This window comes from Klebsiella sp. GG_Kp173, assembly GCF_040062415.1.
GTDB classification, from domain to species: domain Bacteria; phylum Pseudomonadota; class Gammaproteobacteria; order Enterobacterales; family Enterobacteriaceae; genus Klebsiella; species Klebsiella quasipneumoniae.
Genome location: NZ_JBEAFZ010000083.1, coordinates 1 through 16,996, shown reverse-complemented (window position 1 = coordinate 16,996; position 16,996 = coordinate 1). Strand labels below are relative to the sequence as shown.

Sequence of the window (16,996 nt, the reverse complement as noted above, 5' to 3'; positions counted from 1 at the left end):
CTGCGTCAGCAGACTTCAGGATGAAGGGTGGTCAATCACTCGGCGCTCTTCTTCTTTGCCGCGCGCTTGGCTTTGGTGGCGGCGGCGATTTTCTGCGTTTTCGCCGACGGTTTTTTCGCTTTCTTCTCGCCTTTCGGCTTCGCTTTCGCCTGGTCTTTTTCTTTGCGGAACGCGCTGTCCGGCTCGAAGTTCATCTGCTTACCGACCTGACGACGACGGCCGCCCGGTTTGCCGGAGGTGCTCTTTTTCGCTTTCTCACGGGCGGTTTTGCCGACATTACGCGGCGCGCGCTCGCTGGAGATTAGGGTAAAGTCGATTTTACGCTCGTCCATGTTGACCGCTTCCACACGGACTTCCACGCGGTCGCCCAGGCGATAAGTCTGCCCGCCGGACTCGCCGATCAGACGCTGCCCCACCTGGTCGAAACGATAGTAGTCGTTATCCAAAGAGGAAACATGCACCAGGCCGTCGATAAACAGATCGTTGAGACGGACGAAGAAGCCAAAGCCGGTCACGCTGGCGATAACCCCGGAGAAGATGTTGCCTACCTGATCCTGCATGAAGTCGCACTTCAGCCAGTCGGAGACTTCGCGCGTCGCTTCATCAGCGCGGCGTTCGGTCATCGAGCAGTGCTCGCCCAGCTGCAGCATCTCTTCCATGCTGTAGTGCCAGCCGCCGGTCTCCGTGCTGTTGCCTTTATGCCCCTGCTCTTTGGCCAGCAGATATTTGATGGCGCGGTGCAGCGACAGATCCGGGTAACGACGGATCGGCGAGGTGAAGTGGGCATAGGACTGCAGCGCGAGGCCAAAGTGGCCGCGGTTTTCCGGATCGTAGACCGCCTGCTTCATCGACCGCAGGAGCATCGTCTGCAGCATTTCCGCATCCGGGCGATCGGCGATGGAGGTCAGCAGTTCGGCGTAATCGCGCGGCTCCGGCTTGTTGCCGCCAGGCAGTTCCAGCCCCAGCTCCGCCAGCACGCTGCGGAACGCGGTAATCGCCTCGGTGCTCGGTTTATCGTGGATACGGAACAGCGCCGGCTCCTGCGCCTTCTCAACGAAGCGCGCGGCGGAGATATTCGCCAGGATCATGCACTCTTCAATCAGCTTGTGCGCATCGTTCCGCTGGGTCTGTTCGATACGCTCGATACGGCGCTCGGCATTGAAGATGAATTTAGCTTCTTCACTTTCAAATGAGATACCGCCGCGCTCTTCGCGGGCGCTATCCAGCACCTTGTAGAGGTTATGCAGTTCTTCAATATGCTTCACCAGCGGCGCGTAGTGCTCGCGCAGCTCCTGGTCGCCCTGCAGCATATGCCACACCTTGGTATAGGTCAGGCGAGCATGTGAACTCATCACCGCTTCATAGAATTTATAACCGGTCAGACGGCCTTTTGACGAAATCGTCATCTCGCATACCATGCACAGGCGATCGACCTGCGGGTTCAGCGAGCACAGACCGTTAGACAACACTTCCGGCAGCATCGGTACCACCTGCGACGGGAAGTAGACCGAGGTTCCACGGCTGCGCGCTTCTGCGTCCAGCGGCGTCCCCGGACGCACGTAGTAGCTGACGTCGGCAATGGCTACCCACAGACGCCAGCCGCCGCCGCGTTTCTTCTCGCAGTACACCGCGTCATCGAAGTCGCGGGCATCTTCACCGTCAATAGTAACCAGCGGCAGGGAGCGCAGATCGACGCGCCCGGCTTTCGCCTCTTCCGGCACCTGCTCTTTCAGGCCGGAAACCTGATTTTCTACCGCCGGCGGCCAGACGTACGGAATTTCATGGGTGCGCAGCGCCATATCGACAGCCATGCCGGTACCCATGTTGTCGCCCAGCACTTCGACGATTTTCCCCACGGCTTTGGTGCGGCGGGTCGGGCGCTGGGTCAGCTCGACCACCACCACGTAGCCCATCCGCGCGCCCATAATCTCTTCCGGCGGGATCAGGATATCGAAGCTCAGGCGACTGTCGTCCGGGACAACGAAACCGACGCCAGCGTCGGTAAAGTAGCGGCCAACAATCTGGCTGGTTTTCGGCACCAGGACGCGGACGATGCGCGCTTCGCGGCGGCCCTTGCGGTCCGCGCCCAGCGGTTGGGCCAGCACCTGATCGCCATGAATACAGGTTTTCATCTGCTCTGACGACAGATACAGATCGTCTTTGCGCCCTTCAACACGCAGGAAACCATAGCCATCACGGTGACCAATAACGGTTCCTTTGAGGAGATCAAGGCGCTCCGGCAGCGCATAGCACTGACGGCGGGTGAAGACCAGCTGACCGTCGCGTTCCATCGCGCGCAGGCGGCGGCGCAGCGCTTCGGTTTGCTCTTCGCCCTCAATATTTAACTCGATGGCCAGCTCATCGCGGCTGGCGGGCTTTTCCCGTTTGGTTAAATGTTCGAGGATAAATTCCCGGCTCGGGATTGGGTTCGCGTACTTCTCAGCTTCGCGTTCCTGGAATGGATCTTGTGACATATCGGTTCCTCCGTTGTCATCTCCGGCAGAGTGGCGTCACTCCACCAGCAATAATTTATAAAGCGGTTGATTCTTCTCAACCAAATCAGCCAGCGTATAGTTATCCAGTTCCTTGAGAAAACTCTGCGCGGCTTCAGCTAGTGCCTGTTTCAGACGACAGGCTGGAGTAATGTGGCAAAACTCGCTGCTGCAGTTGACCAGCGATAAGGGTTCCAGGTCGCGTACCACGTCACCGACGCGGATCTGTCCAGCTGGTTTGCCGAGGCGAATGCCCCCGTTCTTCCCCCGCACGGCAGTCACATAGCCCATGCGACTTAACTGATTGATTATTTTAACCATATGATTACGGGAGACGCCATAGACCTCGGTTACTTCCGAGATACTGGTCATCCGTCCTTCCGGCAGCGACGCCATATAAATCAGCGCCCGTAGTCCGTAATCGGTGAAACTCGTTAACTGCACATAAACCTCAGGGAAAAGAAAACAGGGTATGTCGAGCGACATCATTATTATTGATGATAAACCAGCCAGCGCTCAGGCCGCTAATTTATTTAAAATGGGGCGGGCGAACAGCAAAAACAAGGGCGCCTGAACGGCGCCCCTTGCGAGTGATTATGCGTCGAACGGGTCGCGCAGAATCATGGTCTCGGAACGGTCTGGACCAGTAGAGATGATATCAACCGGTACGCCGGTCAGCTCTTCAATACGCTGGATGTAGTTCAGCGCTGCCTGCGGCAGGCCGCTGCGCTCTTTCACGCCGAAGGTGGTTTCAGACCAGCCCGGCATGGTTTCGTAGATAGGCTCGATACCTTCCCAGTTGTCGGCTGCCAGCGGAGTGGTGGTCACTTCGCGGCCATCCGGCATACGGTAGCCGACGCAGATTTTCACTTCTTTCAGGCCGTCGAGGACGTCCAGTTTAGTCAGGCAGAAGCCGGACAGGGAGTTAATCTGCACCGCGCGACGAACCGCGACAGCGTCCAGCCAGCCGGTACGACGACGACGACCGGTGGTGGCGCCGAATTCGTTACCCTGCTTGCAGAGGAACTCGCCGGTCTCATCAAACAGCTCAGTCGGGAACGGACCCGCGCCGACGCGAGTCGAGTAAGCTTTGATGATACCCAGAACGTAATCCACATAACGCGGGCCCAGGCCGGAGCCGGTCGCCACGCCACCCGCGGTGGTATTGGAAGAGGTTACGTACGGATAGGTACCGTGGTCGATATCCAGCAGCGTGCCCTGTGCGCCTTCGAACATTACGTAGTCGCCACGTTTACGCGCCTGATCCAGCAGGTCGGAAACGTCTACCACCATGCCGGTCAGGATGTCGGCAATCGCCATCACATCGTCCAGCACTTTCTGGTAGTCAACCGCTTCTGCTTTGTAGAAGTTCACCAGCTGGAAGTTGTGATATTCCATCACTTCTTTCAGTTTATCGGCGAAGGTTGCTTTATCGAACAGATCGCCAACGCGCAGACCGCGACGAGCGACTTTATCTTCGTAAGCCGGGCCGATGCCGCGACCGGTGGTGCCGATCGCCTTCGCGCCGCGCGCTTTTTCACGCGCCACGTCCAGCGCCACGTGATAGTCAAGGATAAGCGGGCAGGCTTCAGAGAGCAGCAGACGCTCGCGAACCGGGATACCACGGTCTTCCAGGCCCTTCATCTCTTTCATCAGCGCAGCCGGAGACAGCACGACGCCGTTACCGATGATGCTGGTGACGTTTTCACGCAGAATGCCTGATGGAATAAGATGGAGAACGGTTTTTTCACCGTTGATTACGAGAGTATGGCCGGCGTTGTGACCACCCTGGTAGCGCACAACATATTTAGCCCGTTCTGTCAGGAGATCGACGATCTTCCCTTTACCTTCGTCACCCCATTGGGTGCCCAGTACGACGACGTTGTTACCCATTTTTCAAAATCACCGTTTGCTTAAAAATGGATTCTACCATCGCTTTTTCAGAGTTACAGCACTTTTTGCATCCAAAATAAGGCAAATCCGACCACTTTTTGATCAGCCAATCGATTTCCTCAACATGTAGTAGATCACAATCCCGGCAACCACAAGTCCGCCGCCAAAGCGCCGCAATAAATTATCCGGAAGCTGGCTCAGGCTGGCGACCATCTTGCGCCAGGCTCGCGGATAAAGTAGCGGGCCAAGCCCTTCGAGTACTAAAACCAGCGCCAGCGCCAGCCAAATGGTGGAGTTCATCGTCAACCCTAATTGAAAATTATTATCGCCGCCTTCGCAGGCGTCATCGGCCAGCATAGTGAATGCATTCACTCAATTCACATTGTCCCGTATTTCCTCTTCATTATGAACCGGAAAGGTGAAACAAAATTCATAACCAGTTGTATTGCTGTCTATTTTTTAAATTGCAACTATGCCGTCGCGTACTACAACCCGGTACGTCTACATAATCAGGAAGATTATCATGAGAGAATTAACCGCAGTTGAAATCGAAAATGTGAGCGGCGCTGGCTGGTTACAGGATGGCCTGGCAACCTTAGGCAGTAAGGTTGGTGCCGCCGTATGGACGATGGGCACCGATGCCCTGAGCATCAACCTGCCGCTGATTGGCACCATTAATCTGGCCGATCTGGCGCCGGACCTGGGGCAAACTCTGGGCAAAAGCGTTGGCACCACCATCGGCGGCACCATCGAAAGTACGCTGGCGAGCCTGCCGCTGATCGGTGGCCTGCTGAACAAGCTGCTCGGCAATTAATTCCGCCCTCAGAGTATGAAAAAGGCGCCTTTTTCAGGCGCCTTTTCGCGTTGACACTTCAGGTTTACACCCTCTCCGGCTTATTTACGCGCCGAATCCGGTGAACGCATATAGCGGAAGAAATCGCTGTCCGGGCTCAGGACCATGACATCCTGATTGCTCTGGAAGCTCTTCTCATAGGCGCGCAGGCTACGAATAAAGGAATAGAAGCCTGGATCCTGACTGAACGCGTCGGCAAACAGTTTTGCCGATTCCGCATCGCCTTCACCACGCAGGATACGACCCTGCCGCTCGGCTTCCGCCAGCGTCTTGGTGACTTCATAGTCCGCGGTCGCGCGCAGTTTTTCTGCCTCTTCCTGGCCCTGTGAACGGTGACGACGGGCAACCGCTTCACGCTCCGCGCGCATACGGTTATAGATCGCTTCCGACACTTCCGCCGGCAGGTTGATCTGTTTGATACGCACGTCGACCACTTCAATACCCAGCGCCGCCATACTGTTCGGGTTGATCACCTGCACTTTGCCGTTGGTTTCCGCTTCCACGCGCTCTGCCGCTTTGGCAATCGCATCGTCAGCCGCCGGCGTGCTAACCTCGTCTTCCGTACCGGCCGACCCTGAGTTCAGCGCATCACGCACTTCCAGCGTCAGGCGGCCACGGGAATCGGTGACGATGTCTTTCACATCCAGACGACCAATTTCAGAACGCAGACGGTCCGAAAATTTACGCTTCAGCAGCACCTCGGCCTGGGAGACGTCGCCGCCGCCGGTGGCCAGGTAGTAACGGCTGAAGTCGCTGATACGCCATTTGATGTAGGAGTCGACGATCAGGTCTTTCTTCTCTTTGGTGACGAAACGGTCAGCCTGGTTGTCCATGGTCTGAATACGCGCATCCAGCATCTTCACCGATTCGATAAACGGGATCTTGAAGTGCAGGCCTGGCGCATACACCAGCGGCTTATTTTCGTCGTCGCGCAGAACTTTACCGAAACGCAGCGTGATACCGCGCTCGCCTTCCTTCACGACAAAGACTGACATGTAGAGCACTACCAGCACGATGACAATGATCGCGATAACAGATTTACGCATCGTTATTCCCCCTGACGCTGGTAGTCGTTACGCTGCGCGTTAGCGCGGCGTTGGTCCATAATGCTACCCCCGGTTGAGCTCGAGGTTGATGAGGTGCTGGCGCTGCCAGTGCTGGATGCAGGCGGCAGGCGCAGCAGATCGCTGGCGTCACTGCTATCGCTCTTTGCAGCCGGCGCAGCGGCGCCTTTCAGCATCTGGTCCAGCGGCAGAACCATCAGATTGCCGTTTTTGCTGTCATTGACCAGCACTTTACGGGTGTGGCTCAGCACTTTTTCCATGGTTTCGATATACAGACGCTCGCGGGTAATTTCCGGCGCGGCTTTGTATTCCGGCAGGATCTTGGCAAAGCGAGCCACTTCACCCTGGGCTTCCAGAACGGTCTGGGTCTTATAGGCGCGTGCCTCTTCGAGGATACGCTGCGCCTGACCATTCGCCCGCGGCTGGACTTCGTTGGTATACGCTTCCGCTTCACGAATGTACTGCTGCTCGTTCTCACGCGCGGCAATGGCATCGTCAAACGCGGCCTTCACCTCTTCCGGCGGACGCGCCGTCTGGAAGTTGACGTCCAGCAGAGTGATACCCATGTTGTACGGGCGAATCGTCTCTTCCAGCTCACGCTGGGTATCGCTACGGATCACGGTACGGCCTTCGGTCAGAATGCGATCCATGGTGTATTTACCGATCACCCCGCGCAGCGCGCTGTCGGTAGCCTGACGCAGGCTGTCATCCGCGCTGGTGACGCTAAACAGGTAGCGCTCCGGATCGGTGACGCGGTACTGCACGTTCATCTCAACGCGTACCACGTTTTCGTCAGAGGTCAGCATGACGCCGGACGCCGCCAGTTCGCGTACTGACTCCACGTTCACCGCCTGCACGTTATCGATAAAGGTCGGTTTCCAGTTCAGGCCCGGCTCAACCAGATGGCTGAACTTACCAAAGCGGGTGACCACGCCACGTTCAGCTTCTTTAATGGTATAGAAACCGCTGGCCGCCCAGATAATCACTGCTGCCGCGGCAACGATGCCGACAATACGCCCGCCCATCGGTCCGCGAGGTCCCTGCGCGCTATTGCCGCCGCCCAGTCCGCCCTTGCCGCCGCCGAGCCCGCCAAGTTTTTTACTTAACTTGCGGAAGATATCATCCAGATCCGGCGGCCCCTGCTCGCGACCGCCTTTATTGCCATTTCCCTCAGAGTTGCCGCCAGGTTTGCTGCTCCCCCACGGGTCGCGGTCCTGTCCGTTATTACCGGGCTGATTCCACGCCATGTATATGCTCCATATTTGTTTTTGATATCCCCACAGGGGTCAATATCTTCAGGCAAGCTGCAAGGTCAAACCACATAGTCAACAAGCGTTGGCTCTTGCTTACAGAGGCGCCGCCAGTCAACGATCGGCATGCGCACCTGCAGACTCACGCTGCCGTCATCCTCCATCCACTCTTTTTCTATCGCCTGAAGCTGATAGAAACGGCTTCTCAGTCGCCCTTCTTTCGGCGGTAAGCGCAGCGTATGCTGGGCCACTTCACCGGAAAGGCGCTCCGTTAACGCCTGGAAAAGCAGTGGTACACCAACTCCGGTCTGAGCGGAAAGCCAGACCCGAATCGGTTTATTTTCATCGTCGCGATCGATGCGCGGTTCAAAATCGTCCAGCATGTCGATTTTGTTCATCACCAGCAGCGCCGGGATCTCATCGGCCTCAATTTCAGCGAGAACCGTATTTACCGCATCAATGTTTTCCTGCACGCGGACATCCGCCGCGTCAATCACATGCAGCAGCAGCGTCGCCTGACGCGTCTCCTGCAACGTCGCTTTAAACGCGGCCACCAGATCGTGCGGCAAGTGGCGAATAAAGCCCACGGTATCGGCCAGCACCGTTTCGCCGACGTCAGGGACGTCAATGCGGCGCAGCGTCGGGTCCAGAGTGGCGAACAGCTGGTTCGCGGCATAGACCTCGGCGGCGGTGATCTGGTTAAAGAGCGTTGATTTTCCGGCGTTGGTGTAGCCCACCAGCGACACGGTTGGAATATCGGCTTTCGCGCGCGACCGCCGCCCCTGCTCACGCTGTTTCTCGACTTTTTCCAGCCGCGACAGGATCTGCATGATGCGGTTACGCAATAAACGACGGTCAGTTTCGAGCTGGGTTTCACCCGGGCCACGCAAACCGATCCCGCCCTTTTGTCTTTCAAGGTGGGTCCAGCCGCGGACAAGGCGGGTCGCCATATGGCGCAACTGCGCCAGCTCGACCTGCAGTTTCCCTTCATGGGTGCGCGCGCGCTGAGCGAAAATATCTAAAATAAGACCGGTACGATCGATAACCCGGCATTCGCACAGGCGTTCCAGGTTGCGTTCTTGCGCCGGACTCAGGGCATGATCGAAGAGCACGACCGAAGCGCCGGTCGCTTTAACGGCTTCCGCAATTTCGACTGCCTTACCTTCACCAACAAAATACTTCGGGTGCGGTGCTTTACGGCTACCGGTAATCACCTGCATTGCTTCGACACCGGCGGAAGAGGCCAGAGTTTCAAACTCCTGGAGATCTTCCATATCTTTGTCTTGCGAAAAATAGATGTGTACCAGTACCGCCTGCTCACCGGCGTCATAACGGTCAAACAAGCGTAAACCCCTTATAAAATACCAGCGGGGAACGCAGAAAACCTGGCTCCCCGGCGTGGAAAAACAGCACTAGCCTTATTCGGCGTCGTCGCTGTCTTGTTGCGGCGCAGAAGAGCCCTGCGCGCTACCACCGTGGTGATAGTTACTGGAACCGCCGCCAGCATTGTTGCTGTGGTGAGACACCGGGCGAGACGGGACAACAGTAGAAATTGCGTGCTTATAGACCATCTGGCTGACCGTGTTCTTCAACAGGATCACGAACTGATCGAAAGACTCAATTTGCCCTTGCAGCTTGATACCATTCACCAAATAAATAGAAACCGGAACGCGTTCCCGACGCAAAGCGTTCAGGAACGGATCTTGTAAAGATTGCCCCTTAGCCATTCTCTCTTTTCCTTATATGTATGCTTGTTTTGTACTCAGAACCTTACGATTCTCAAAAAAAATTACGCACGATACCGTTTAATTGTACACGTTCAGTTCTGGCTCGCACCAACAACCTGTAATACTTTGTTGAGCGCTTGTTCGGGTTGTTCACTGTCTAACCAGTGCACACCTTCCCAACCGCGCAGCCAGGTGACCTGACGTTTGGCTAACTGTCTCGTGGCGCAAACACCTCGATAAACCATCTCATCATACGGGATCTCGCCATTGAGATATGACCACATCTGGCGGTATCCGACACAACGGATGGAAGGCATATCCGTATGCAAATCTCCGCGGGCAAAAAGCGCCCGTACTTCTGCTTCAAAACCTGAAGCTAACATCTGATGAAAACGCTGTTCTATGCGTTGATGGAGCAGTTCACGGCTCGCCGGGGCGATGGCGAACTGATGCACCTGATATGGCAGAGCGTCTCCTGACGTTTGCGTCAGTTCCGTTAAAGTTTTACCCGAAATGAAAAAAACTTCCAGTGCCCGGGAAAGCCTTTGCGGATCATTTGGATGAATACGCGCAGCCGCCACGGGATCGATCTCCTGCAACTGCTGATGTAACGCGCTCCACCCCTGCTCTGCGGCCTGCTGCTCAATCCGCGCTCTGACCTCAGGGTCAGCGGACGGTAAGGGCGACAATCCTTCCAACAACGCTTTGAAATACAACATCGTTCCGCCGACTAACAGCGGAATTCGCCCGGCGGCGACAATTTCCGCCATCGCCGCCAGCGCATCGCGGCGAAAATCCGCCGCGGAATAGGCCTCTGCCGGATCCAAAATATCCAGCAGCCGGTGTGGCGCAGCGCTAAGCTCTGCGGCATCCGGTTTGGCGGTGCCAATATCCATTCCCCGATAAATGAGGGCAGAATCAACACTAATCAACTCTACTGGCAAAACTTTACGTAAGGCTATCGCCAGCGCGGTTTTGCCGGAGGCCGTCGGGCCCATTAAAAAAATTGCCTTGGGCAGGCTCGCCTCGGTTACATCATTCATCTTTCAGGGCATTCATCGCCGAATGGAGATCTACAGGTTGTAACAGGCCACCCGGCGGCGTTCTCACCAGCTGCGGGCAAAGACGCTCAACGTCCGCCAGCAGCGCAATCGCCTGCGCCATATTCCATGACGTCTGTTCGCTCGTCAGATTACGCGCCATCCATTGGGCGATATTGCCGACGTCGAATGCGTTTTGCTGCGCCAGGTAGCCTATCAGTTCAGGAATCAAGATTTGTAAATTTTGTTGTCTTAAGGGTAAAGGGACCGCGCGCACCGTCACGTGCAGGGCATCAGTATGCATATCGATCCCCAACTGCGTCAGCGCCGACTGCGCGGCGACCAGCGCCTGCTTTTCCCCTTCCGTAACTTTTAACCGCAGGGGGATCAACAGCGGCTGGGCACAGACGGCCTCTGCTCCCGGGGTCAACTGCGCCTGGCGCAGCCAGCGCTCGGCAACGGTCAACGACAGCAGCGCCAGGCCGCCCTCGCGCTCCAGCAGCGCGCAGTCGCGGCTAACAATCGTCAGCACTCTGCCAAAGCTCTGGCTGTGCCCGGCCAGTTCCGCCGCGCCCGGCGTCTGTAACGCGGGCTTTGGCGCCGTCGGCGTGTCGAGCAACTGACGATAAAGCGCCCCTTGCTGCTTCTGGTAACCCGGTTGCGCGTGCGGCCAGCTCGCGCCGCCCGGCCTGCCGCTGGGGGCCGCAGGCTCACGCGATGGCGTGATGCTGAAACGGGCTGCCGGTTCACGCGCTTCCGACGGCCGCGCAAACTGGTTGCCGCCCGCCGCGATCCGGTTCTCCGGCATCGGACGGGGCGCCGGCAGGTCGTCTTTTTCCGCCAGCGGCGCGTCAAGCTGCTGCTGCAGCACGCTCAGGACGCCCTGGTAGATAAAGTCATGCACCAGGCGCGACTGATGGAAACGCACCTCATGCTTGGCCGGATGGACGTTCACATCCACCTGATGGGGATCGATCTCCAGATACAGTACAAACGCCGGCTGCTGATCGGCCCCCAGTTTGTCTTCACAGGCCTGGCGGATAGCGTGGTTGATCAACCGGTCCCGCATCATCCGCCCGTTAACGTAGCAATACTGAATTTCCGCCAGCGCAGAGGTAGTATGCAGCGGATCGGCGACCCATCCGCGCAGGGTCAGATCGCCATGCTGCCACTCGATCGCCAGGGCATGTTCAAGAAAGGCGGCGCCACAGATGGTTCCCAGCCGCCGCTCCCGCTGGCCATCCTGAGCGACTGCCCGATACTGGCGCATCACCTTGCCGTTATGGCTGAGGTTGATGGTGACGTCGAAGCGCGCCAGCGCAATGCGGCGGACCACCTCGTCAATGTGGCCGAACTCGGTCTTTTCGGTGCGCATAAATTTGCGCCGCGCCGGGGTGTTGTAGAACAGATCGAGGACTTCAAGGGTAGTACCGACCGGGTGCGCCGCCGGCTTCACCGTCACCGCCTGCTCGCGGCCTTCGGCATACGCCTGCCAGGCTTCCTGCTGTTCCGCCGTCCGCGAAGTGAGCGTCAGGCGCGCCACCGAACTGATACTGGCCAGCGCTTCGCCGCGAAAACCGAGGCTGATAATGGCTTCGAGATCGTCGAGCGAGGCGATCTTGCTGGTCGCGTGGCGAGCCAGGGCCAGCGCCAGCTCGTCTTTTTTGATGCCGCAGCCGTTATCGCGAATTCGAATAAGCTTCGCGCCGCCGCGTTCGATATCAATATCAATCCGCGTGGCGCCTGCATCAAGGCTGTTTTCAACCAGCTCTTTCACCACCGACGCGGGCCGTTCCACCACCTCGCCGGCGGCAATCTGGTTGGCGAGCTGCGGCGGCAGAACCTGAATCGGCATCCCCTGCTCCTTAGTTAATCAACATCCCGCCCGGCGCTGCGGCGCTGGCGGTCTGCGCCGCCTCGCCGCGAGGCGCCGACTGCAGCGGATGCTGCATAAAGTAGTTGCGCAGACCGTTATAAATCGCCTCCGCAATCTGCTCCTGGTAATCATCGCTGCCCAGCAGCCGTTCTTCCCCGTTGTTACTGATGAAGCCCGTTTCCACGAGGATCGACGGAATGTCCGGCGAGCGCAGTACGCCGAGGCTGGCATGCTCCGGACGGCGTTTATGCAGATTGCCAATCCGCTGCAGCTGGCTGAGCACGTTGGTCGCGACATCGTAGCCGACGCGTTGGGAGTGGCCGAACTGCAGATCCAACACCGCCTGGCTCAGGTAGGGATCGGCCTGGCTGTTCGCCAGCACATCGCCCGCGCCGCCGAGCAGTTCAGACTGTTTCTCATGCTGTTCCAGCCAGCCGGCCATTTCACTGTTGGCGCGACGGTTAGAGAGCACCCATACCGAGGCGCCGGTGGCGTCGCGGTTTGGCGCGGCGTCAGCATGGATTGAGACGAGGAAGTTGGCATTTTGCTTACGCGCCACATCCGAGCGTCCCATTACCGAAATAAAGTAATCCCCGTCACGGGTCAGCACCGGTTTAAACTGCGGATCGGCGTTCAGCAGCGCACGCAGCTTGCGCGCGATGGCTATAGTCACGTTCTTCTCTTTGGTGCCATTCGGGCCAATCGCGCCAGGATCCTGACCGCCGTGCCCGGCATCGATGGCGATAATCACTTTATCCTGCGCCGACACGGTGCGGGCCGCCGGACGGGTCACGGTTTGATTGTTGGTCATCGCCGGCTGAGAGGGGGTCATCACCGTCTGCCGATCGTGGCCCGACGAGCTGAACGGATTGCGTCCCGCCGTCACCGTCCGGGAAGGCATCACCGGCGGCGGGTCGGCCCGTTTCACCACCACAGGAGGTGGCGGCGGCGGCGGAGGCGCGTCGGCGTTGATGGTAAAGACCACCGTGTAATTCGCCCCGTTCTGCTGCTTCACCGCCCGGGTTTTGCCATCTTCCGTCAGATCCACCAACAGACGCAGCGTCTGCGAATCCTGCGGCGTACCGGCACGAATGCTCTTCACCAGGTTGCTGCCGCTAAATTTCAGCGGCAGTCCCTGCAATACGCCGGTCTGTTTGATATCCAGCGCCACCAGTCGTTTGCCCTGGGGGGTAAAAGAGTACTCCGGTTCACCGACAAAGCTAAGAGTAATACGGGCCTGCTGGTCTCCGTTGGAGACCTGGATATCGGATAAACTCGCCGCAGTGGCGTGAAGACTCGACAGCATCAGCGCAGCGGCAAGCCAGGTGGTTATGCGATACTTCATCCCGTCATCCTTCAGGCTAAATGGCTAAACGTGCCAGTAAAGACTCACCCCGTGAGGAGATCGCGGTAATGCGCGCCTCACGCCCTTGTGCCTGGTAATCAAGGTGAATTTCAACGTCCGGGTCAGGCAGGACACCTGCGCCTTGCTGCGGCCATTCCACCAGGCAGATGGCATCGTCGGTAAAATAATCGCGGATCCCCATAAATTCCAGCTCCTCAGGATCCGCCAGGCGGTAGAGATCGAAGTGATACACCATCAGCTTGTCGAGGGTATACGGTTCCACCAGGGTATAAGTTGGGCTTTTGACATTGCCGCGGTGACCGAGCGCCTGTAAAAAGCCGCGGCTAAAGGTGGTTTTTCCCGCGCCTAAGTCACCATAAAGGTAAATCACGGTGGCGCCGGTACAGGCCTGCGCAATACGGTCGCCCAGGGCCAGCGTGGCCTGCTCATCGGGTAAAGGAATCACTCGGTTAATCATGGTCTACGTCAATCACATCCGGGTTAACAACACGCTTGAGCGTGGAAAAGAGATCGGTCGCCAACATGCCGCGGGTGCCCTCGCGGGCGGCCAGTCGGTCGGCGGCATCGCCATGAGCGACGCACCCGGCACAGGCAGCATCATACGGCGTCAGGTGCTGTCCTAACAATGCGGCGATGATGCCAGTGAGCACATCGCCCATGCCGCCGCTGGCCATCCCGGCATTGCCGGCGTCGATAATGCCCATCGCCCCGCTTTCACTGGCCACCACCGTGCCCGCGCCTTTCAGCACGACCACGCCGCCATACCGTTTTACCAGACGCTGCGCAGAAAGTAAGCGATCGCTTTCAATTTCTGCCACGCTGACATTCAGCAGACGGGCCGCTTCGCCGGGGTGCGGCGTCAGCACGCGATTGTGACGTTTATCGGGATTGAATGCCAGCAGGTTCAGCGCATCGGCGTCCCAGACCATCGGTTTGTTAACCCTTTCCACCATGCGCAGGGCGCTGCGTCCCCACTCGTTCTGCCCCAGGCCTGGGCCAATCGCCACCACCTCCGCCCACTCCAGCGCGGCTTTAAGGGTCTGCGGCGTCAGCTCATCCACCATTAATTCCGGCCGGGCGGTGATAATAGGCGCCACGTTCTCCGGGTGAGTAAGTACTCGCACCAGCCCTGCGCCGGCGCGTAAAGCCGCTTCACCGCACATGCGAATCGCGCCTGCCGTGCCGCGATCGCCGCCGACGATCGCCAGCTTGCCGTGATCGCCCTTATGGGAGGTGGCCCGGCGCGGCGGCAGCCAGTCGGCAAGGTGAGCGGCGCAAAACCGCGTCAGGGGGGTACTTTGTCCGGCGAGCCAGCGCTCAAGCCCCAGCGCATGATGGTGGAGCTGCCCGACGACATCCCGCGCCTTGCCGGTCAGCAGCCCCGGTTTGAGCGCGATAAACGTCAGCGTATGGTCGGCCTGAATGACCGCCCCCGGCGTCGCGCCGGTCTGCGCGTTCAGGCCGGAAGGGATATCCAGAGCCAGCACCGGCGCAGGATGGTGGTTCGCCTGGTGAATGAGCATCGCGACGGATTCGCGCGGCGCACTGCGCAACCCGGTGCCGAGCAGGCCATCAATAATCAGTGAGATATCGTCTGGCCAGGGGACAGTGGCCGCATGGATCACGCCGCCGGCGTTAAGCCATGCCTCCCGCGCCGCCTGCGCCTCTTCCGGCAGCGGGCTGTCACTCTCTACCGCCAGCAGCGTCACCCTCCGCCCGGCGGCCTGGGCCAGACGCGCGACGACATATCCGTCACCGCCGTTGTTGCCATGCCCGCAGAGGATCAGCCAGTGCGCGCTGTCAGGAAAAGCGCGGCTGGCCAGCTGGAACGCCGCCTCGCCCGCGCGCTGCATCAGTTCAAACAGCGTCAGTCCCAGGCTGTCCGCCGCCTCTCGTTCGGCCAGGCGCAGCGCCTCCGCAGGCCAAATGTTGTATGGTATACTGTCAGGGTTTTTCGTCATTGTATGGTCCATCATGTCACAGCCCCTCGATCTCGTTCAGTTAGCGCAACAAATCAAACAATGGGGCACAGAGCTCGGGTTCCAGCAGGTCGGTATCGCCGATACCGACCTCAGCGCCAGTGAACCCAAACTGCAGGCATGGCTGGATAAACAATACCACGGCGAAATGGAGTGGATGGCCCGTCACGGTATGATGCGCGCCCGCCCCCACGAACTGCTGCCCGGTACGTTACGCGTCATCAGCGTGCGGATGAACTATCTGCCCGCTAACGCCGCCTTTGCCCGCACCCTGAAAGATCCCGAGCTGGGTTACGTCAGCCGTTATGCCCTCGGGCGTGATTATCATAAGCTGCTACGTAATCGCCTGAAAAAACTGGGTGAGAAGATTCAGGAACAGTGTGCTTCGCTCAATTTTAGACCTTTTGTCGATTCCGCGCCTATCCTGGAACGGCCCATTGCAGAAAAAGCGGGCCTTGGCTGGACAGGTAAGCACTCACTTATCTTAAGCCGCGACGCCGGATCATTCTTTTTTCTCGGCGAACTGCTGATTGACCTGCCCCTGCCGGTCGACAGCCCGGTCGCGGAGGAGTGTGGACGCTGTGTCGCCTGCATGACTATCTGCCCCACCGGGGCCATCGTTGAGCCTTATACCGTCGACGCCCGCCGCTGCATCTCCTATCTCACCATCGAACTGGAAGGCGCTATTCCGGAGGAGTTCCGTCCGCTCATCGGCAACCGGATCTATGGCTGCGACGACTGCCAGCTTATCTGCCCGTGGAACCGTTTCTCACAGCTTACCGATGAAGAGGATTTCAGCCCGCGCCAGGCGCTGCATGCCCCGCCGCTGGTGGAACTGTTCGCCTGGAACGAAGCGTGGTTTCTGAAGGTGACCGAAGGGTCGGCGATTCGTCGCATTGGTCATCTGCGCTGGCTGCGTAATATCGCCGTCGCGCTGGGCAATGCGCCCTGGGATGAAGCCCATCTTCGCGCACTGGAGAGTCGCCTGGGCGAGCATCCGCTTCTCGACGAGCACATTGAGTGGGCGATTGCCCAGCAACTGAAAAAGCGCAGCGTCGACGCCGTCGAAGTACAGCTGCCGAAAAAATTACGGCTGGTCAGGGTGGTAGAGAAAGGCCTGCCGCGCGACGCCTGATTCATTCACAGGCTGTGAATAAAATCTAAAACACATTGAGTTTCAAGGCGCAGACCGAGGTCAAGTGATCGGATTAACATTTCGAAATGAAATTTAATTGTTAAATTTCAATTAGATATAAAGATATTATTTACAAAGCGAAGCATTTACGCCGTCAGAAGCGAAACGACAACCTGTGGATAACTCTGTTTACAGTATTTCTGCAGACCAAACGAAAATCATCCCCGGCGCTGGATTGCACTGTGGATAAATAAGAGATGGAAGAAAATTTGGAGCGGGAAACGAGACTCGAACTCGCGACCCCGACCTTGGCAAGGTCGT

The 16,996-nt window shown here is 58.2% G+C and carries 15 protein-coding genes; 2 read left to right on the top strand and 13 right to left on the bottom strand.

The annotated features are described in order from the left end of the window. Positions 1–35: 35 nt before the first annotated feature. From rnr to ABLU50_RS19285, 4 genes are all read right to left on the bottom strand, one after another. Positions 36–2,474, bottom strand: a complete 2,439-nt coding sequence (gene rnr, locus ABLU50_RS19300) for a ribonuclease R (RefSeq protein ID WP_087832372.1) — start codon at positions 2,472–2,474, stop codon at positions 36–38. A gap of 36 nt (positions 2,475–2,510) precedes the next feature. Continuing rightward, positions 2,511–2,936 (bottom strand): nitric oxide-sensing transcriptional repressor NsrR, encoded by a 426-nt coding sequence (gene nsrR / locus ABLU50_RS19295; RefSeq protein ID WP_002885667.1) that lies wholly within the window; start codon positions 2,934–2,936, stop codon positions 2,511–2,513. A 150-nt stretch (positions 2,937–3,086) separates the two neighbouring features. Beyond that, complete coding sequence (locus tag ABLU50_RS19290; RefSeq protein ID WP_060656854.1) at positions 3,087–4,385, bottom strand: adenylosuccinate synthase; 1,299 nt, start codon at positions 4,383–4,385, stop codon at positions 3,087–3,089. Positions 4,386–4,487: 102 nt separating this feature from the next. Next, positions 4,488–4,685, bottom strand: a complete 198-nt coding sequence (locus tag ABLU50_RS19285) for a DUF2065 domain-containing protein (protein ID WP_002885664.1) — start codon at positions 4,683–4,685, stop codon at positions 4,488–4,490. A 223-nt stretch (positions 4,686–4,908) separates the two neighbouring features. Between ABLU50_RS19285 and ABLU50_RS19280 the strand changes: the two genes are divergently transcribed. Next, positions 4,909–5,199: a hypothetical protein gene (locus tag ABLU50_RS19280; protein ID WP_023319562.1), complete on the top strand. Its 291-nt coding sequence runs from the start codon at positions 4,909–4,911 to the stop codon at positions 5,197–5,199. Positions 5,200–5,279: 80 nt separating this feature from the next. Here the strand turns inward: ABLU50_RS19280 and hflC are convergent, their stop codons facing one another. The 9 genes from hflC to nnr all read right to left on the bottom strand — a co-directional run bounded on the left by hflC (position 5,280) and on the right by nnr (position 15,522). Continuing rightward, positions 5,280–6,284 (bottom strand): protease modulator HflC, encoded by a 1,005-nt coding sequence (gene hflC / locus ABLU50_RS19275; protein ID WP_002885662.1) that lies wholly within the window; start codon positions 6,282–6,284, stop codon positions 5,280–5,282. Between the two features lie 2 nt (positions 6,285–6,286). Continuing rightward, positions 6,287–7,549: an FtsH protease activity modulator HflK gene (gene hflK / locus ABLU50_RS19270; protein WP_004206443.1), complete on the bottom strand. Its 1,263-nt coding sequence runs from the start codon at positions 7,547–7,549 to the stop codon at positions 6,287–6,289. Between the two features lie 65 nt (positions 7,550–7,614). After that, positions 7,615–8,895: a ribosome rescue GTPase HflX gene (hflX, locus tag ABLU50_RS19265; protein WP_004146725.1), complete on the bottom strand. Its 1,281-nt coding sequence runs from the start codon at positions 8,893–8,895 to the stop codon at positions 7,615–7,617. 75 nt (positions 8,896–8,970) lie between these two features. After that, positions 8,971–9,279 carry an RNA chaperone Hfq gene (hfq, locus tag ABLU50_RS19260; protein WP_002885659.1) on the bottom strand — a complete coding sequence of 103 codons (309 nt, stop codon included), beginning with the start codon at positions 9,277–9,279 and terminating at the stop codon, positions 8,971–8,973. Positions 9,280–9,371: 92 nt separating this feature from the next. Continuing rightward, positions 9,372–10,322: a tRNA (adenosine(37)-N6)-dimethylallyltransferase MiaA gene (gene miaA / locus ABLU50_RS19255; protein WP_049114992.1), complete on the bottom strand. Its 951-nt coding sequence runs from the start codon at positions 10,320–10,322 to the stop codon at positions 9,372–9,374. After that, positions 10,315–12,174, bottom strand: coding sequence for a DNA mismatch repair endonuclease MutL (gene mutL, locus ABLU50_RS19250; protein WP_087832373.1), 1,860 nt, complete (start codon positions 12,172–12,174; stop codon positions 10,315–10,317). Before mutL ends, miaA begins: the two co-directional genes overlap by 8 nt. Before the next feature lie 10 nt (positions 12,175–12,184). After that, entirely contained in the window at positions 12,185–13,540 is a 1,356-nt protein-coding gene (gene amiB, locus ABLU50_RS19245; protein ID WP_060656852.1) for an N-acetylmuramoyl-L-alanine amidase AmiB, read from the bottom strand. 16 nt (positions 13,541–13,556) lie between these two features. Then, positions 13,557–14,018 carry a tRNA (adenosine(37)-N6)-threonylcarbamoyltransferase complex ATPase subunit type 1 TsaE gene (tsaE, locus tag ABLU50_RS19240; RefSeq protein WP_087832374.1) on the bottom strand — a complete coding sequence of 154 codons (462 nt, stop codon included), beginning with the start codon at positions 14,016–14,018 and terminating at the stop codon, positions 13,557–13,559. After that, a complete protein-coding gene (nnr, locus tag ABLU50_RS19235) occupies positions 14,011–15,522 on the bottom strand; it encodes a bifunctional ADP-dependent NAD(P)H-hydrate dehydratase/NAD(P)H-hydrate epimerase (protein ID WP_176391521.1) in 1,512 nt (503 codons plus the stop codon). The genes tsaE and nnr overlap by 8 nt, the downstream gene beginning before the upstream one ends. A gap of 13 nt (positions 15,523–15,535) precedes the next feature. On the opposite strand from nnr, the gene queG reads away from it, so the two are divergent. Continuing rightward, positions 15,536–16,675, top strand: a complete 1,140-nt coding sequence (gene queG / locus ABLU50_RS19230; RefSeq protein ID WP_087832376.1) for a tRNA epoxyqueuosine(34) reductase QueG — start codon at positions 15,536–15,538, stop codon at positions 16,673–16,675. Positions 16,676–16,996 lie beyond the last annotated feature (321 nt).

Excerpts from the sequence above, each read along its gene's own strand:
- ABLU50_RS19280 (WP_023319562.1), top strand. The coding sequence starts at position 4,909 with ATGAGAGAATTAACCGCAGTTGAAATCGAAAATGTGAGCGGCGCTGGC.
- hflK (WP_004206443.1), bottom strand. The coding sequence starts at position 7,549 with ATGGCGTGGAATCAGCCCGGTAATAACGGACAGGACCGCGACCCGTGG.
- miaA (WP_049114992.1), bottom strand. The coding sequence starts at position 10,322 with ATGAATGATGTAACCGAGGCGAGCCTGCCCAAGGCAATTTTTTTAATG.
- hflC (WP_002885662.1), bottom strand. The coding sequence starts at position 6,284 with ATGCGTAAATCTGTTATCGCGATCATTGTCATCGTGCTGGTAGTGCTC.
- ABLU50_RS19290 (WP_060656854.1), bottom strand. The coding sequence starts at position 4,385 with ATGGGTAACAACGTCGTCGTACTGGGCACCCAATGGGGTGACGAAGGT.
- nnr (WP_176391521.1), bottom strand. The coding sequence starts at position 15,522 with ATGACGAAAAACCCTGACAGTATACCATACAACATTTGGCCTGCGGAG.
- ABLU50_RS19285 (WP_002885664.1), bottom strand. The coding sequence starts at position 4,685 with ATGAACTCCACCATTTGGCTGGCGCTGGCGCTGGTTTTAGTACTCGAA.
- tsaE (WP_087832374.1), bottom strand. The coding sequence starts at position 14,018 with ATGATTAACCGAGTGATTCCTTTACCCGATGAGCAGGCCACGCTGGCC.
- rnr (WP_087832372.1), bottom strand. The coding sequence starts at position 2,474 with ATGTCACAAGATCCATTCCAGGAACGCGAAGCTGAGAAGTACGCGAAC.
- amiB (WP_060656852.1), bottom strand. The coding sequence starts at position 13,540 with ATGAAGTATCGCATAACCACCTGGCTTGCCGCTGCGCTGATGCTGTCG.
- queG (WP_087832376.1), top strand. The coding sequence starts at position 15,536 with ATGTCACAGCCCCTCGATCTCGTTCAGTTAGCGCAACAAATCAAACAA.
- hfq (WP_002885659.1), bottom strand. The coding sequence starts at position 9,279 with ATGGCTAAGGGGCAATCTTTACAAGATCCGTTCCTGAACGCTTTGCGT.
- mutL (WP_087832373.1), bottom strand. The coding sequence starts at position 12,174 with ATGCCGATTCAGGTTCTGCCGCCGCAGCTCGCCAACCAGATTGCCGCC.